We start from the raw sequence: 2442 nt of genomic DNA, 5'->3' as shown, positions 1-2442 counted from the left end.
TGAGCGTTCGCGCAAGTCGACCAGCTCACCGCTGACCAAGACGGGCCCTGAGCTCCGAAGGATGCGACGGACTGCCGTGCCATCAAGAATCTCGGCGCACCTGTTTATTCGGGGTTCGGGGCGCCCTTTTGGGCGGCGCCCCAGTTTGTCCCATCGAGGCATCACACGGTTTACCCGATCCTCGGATGCCTCGTGGATAGTCGGCGGTGTCCGGATGAAGAAAGGATCGCCGAGTAATCCGCAAATGCGGAGTGGCCGGCGGCCGCGGATTTCCGCGGAAATCCCCGTGGTTAAGAAATCCGCTCTGCGCTAAGCTGACCAGATGATCCGATTATTCGGCGCTTTTTCGGCCTTTCTGGCGATTTGTCCCATCGGGCTTTACTGCGCGGGCTCCGCGGTTGCGTCGCCGCCGACTGAGAACGGCCATTGTTCGTTTGTGCTTGATGGGCCGAAAGTGGTCAATATTGCGGGTGTTAACTATGTGAGGGCAACATTAGATGCCGGATCGTGCACGGTGAATGCCCACACCGAGCAAACGGTGTGCCTGTCCATCGAGGGAGACGATTCGGCTGGGCAGTGCGGGTGGTCCAGCACCCCCAATACGTCGATTGTCGACTACCCCTACCGACCGGGGGCGACATATATCGTCAAGGGCCAGGGATGTACGGACATTCTGCAGGGCACCGCCAGTCCGGCCACGCCCTCGACGGTTTGTCAAGACATCGCGGCGACCCGCGTCACACTGTAGGGCGCACCGGAACTACACCGGGTCGAATCCAGAAATCAGCCAGCGTCCGCCAACCTTGTCCAGGATCACCCGCACACTGGACACGCTGTCGGTGGGCGGATCCTTGTCGACGACTGCGGTCTGGTTGACGAAGAGCAGGGTCACCGCGTGGTTGGCGGTCGCCGACACCGAGGCCGCGGCGGGCACGGTGGCCGTCGTGGAGATGTGCCCCTTCTTCGCGCCGGGGATGACCACGTCGTTGATCAGCTGTGAGTAGGACTCCTTGAACGCGCCGGTCATCCGATTTTTGGCGGCTTCGAGATCCTTTTCCACGGTGTCGGACTTATACGAAAGCAAAGCGATCGTGGAATCCTTTGCGGCCGCGACCGATTCGATGCGCGCAAGCTGCGCCGCGCGCGCCGAGGAATCCTGCCACTTCAAAAAACCCCCGGCTGCCGCGAGTAGCAGCGCTAGACCCGGCAGCACCCCGTAGGCCAGCACCAGAGGCCAGCTGATCCGGAGTTTGGCCTTGGCCGGCTTGCCCTGTTGGGCCTCGTCTTCGGCGTCAGCTTCGTCCGAGATTGCGGCCGCGGCCTCGGCCTCGTCTTCCGCGTCAGCGTCGTCGGAGATTGCGGCCGCGGCCTCGTCGATGTCTTCGGCGCCCACCGTGTTCTCGGCGTCCTCAGGCTCATTTGCTTCGCCCTCGACCGGCTCGGTCGTCTGGACCTCTGCGGTGTCTTGCTCGCTTGCAGCGTCGGTTTGCACCCGCACAGCGGTTGACTTCCCCTCTGGTTTATCGGATTCCTCTTCGGCGCCACCGGAATGCGGCTTGGTCATGGCACAAATGCAACGTTGGAGATCTTGACCTCATCGCCGGATTTTTCCACTGAGATTCGCATCCGCCACTCCCGCGGCGGCTGGTCGTCTGCGCCGAGATTGGAGGTCTTGATGGACGCGGCGACCAGTACCTGTGCTTTGTCACCCGAGTCGGATTCCAGGCCCGCTTCGGTGATGGTTCCCACCGACTTCGACTGCGCCTTCTTGAGCACCTCGATGAAAGGTTGCTTGCGTTTGGAGAACTGGTCGTAGAACTGACCTGTCGCCGAATCCAGAACACGCTGAACATCGGCGTCGGCGTGCTGCCAGTCGATCGTTGTCAGATTCAGCGCGCACTGCCGCCCGACCTGAAGGAACAGCTGCCGCTGCTCTTGGGCTTGACGCGATTGATAATCCCGGAATCCCAGCCACCCTACGGTCGCGGCCACGGCGACGACCACAGCCACCCCGACCATCGTTGCCAGCCGCACATGCGACCGCAAAACCTCAACCGGCGCCGCGTCTTCGGAGGCGTCGTCATCTTCGTCGTCGACTGCGGCGTCGTAGTCCTCGGCCTCGTCAGCATCGCCATCGGCCGACTCGGGCTTCGCGGCTGCCGTCGGCTGGCTTTCATCCGGGGACGCGGTCGAATCGCCCTCGGTGTGGTCCGGCGTCGCCGGTGACGGTGGTTTCGCCGCGGTCTTGCTCAGTTCCCCGTCGGGGGCGTCAGCATCTGCTGCCATGTTCGCTCCTTGAGACCGCCCGACAGGGTGGGTTGTTTGTACCGCTGGCCGTCCGGTCCAACATACTCGCCGGTGGCGGGATCATATTGGGCTGCCGCGACCGGCGGCGGTGCCGCTTGTGCCGGTGCCTGCCCGGGTGCCGACTCCGGCGGGGCC

3 protein-coding genes and 1 pseudogene are annotated in these 2442 nt (G+C 63.4%); 1 reads left to right on the top strand and 3 read right to left on the bottom strand.

Features of this window, described 5'->3' with window-relative positions:
- Positions 1–514 precede the first annotated feature (514 nt).
- Positions 515–748 carry a hypothetical protein gene (locus WAN02_RS25350; RefSeq protein ID WP_422267573.1) on the top strand — a complete coding sequence of 78 codons (234 nt, stop codon included), beginning with the start codon at positions 515–517 and terminating at the stop codon, positions 746–748.
- A 12-nt stretch (positions 749–760) separates the two neighbouring features.
- Here the strand turns inward: WAN02_RS25350 and WAN02_RS25345 are convergent, their stop codons facing one another.
- The 3 genes and pseudogenes from WAN02_RS25345 to WAN02_RS25335 form a co-directional block, all read right to left on the bottom strand.
- Positions 761–1564 carry a hypothetical protein gene (locus tag WAN02_RS25345; RefSeq protein WP_422267571.1) on the bottom strand — a complete coding sequence of 268 codons (804 nt, stop codon included), beginning with the start codon at positions 1562–1564 and terminating at the stop codon, positions 761–763.
- Entirely contained in the window at positions 1561–2286 is a 726-nt protein-coding gene (locus tag WAN02_RS25340; protein WP_422267569.1) for a tetratricopeptide repeat protein, read from the bottom strand. The genes WAN02_RS25345 and WAN02_RS25340 overlap by 4 nt, the downstream gene beginning before the upstream one ends.
- Positions 2250–2442: pseudogene (locus tag WAN02_RS25335) on the bottom strand (MCE family protein); the annotation flags it as partial. The gene WAN02_RS25340 and the pseudogene WAN02_RS25335, both read right to left, overlap by 37 nt.

The organism is Mycobacterium sp., assembly GCF_049281135.1.
Lineage (GTDB): Bacteria > Actinomycetota > Actinomycetes > Mycobacteriales > Mycobacteriaceae > Mycobacterium.
Note: the sequence above shows the minus strand (reverse complement) of the source record. Positions and strands in the feature narration are given on the sequence as shown.

Excerpts from the sequence above, each read along its gene's own strand:
- WAN02_RS25340 (WP_422267569.1), bottom strand. The coding sequence starts at position 2,286 with ATGGCAGCAGATGCTGACGCCCCCGACGGGGAACTGAGCAAGACCGCG.
- WAN02_RS25345 (WP_422267571.1), bottom strand. The coding sequence starts at position 1,564 with ATGACCAAGCCGCATTCCGGTGGCGCCGAAGAGGAATCCGATAAACCA.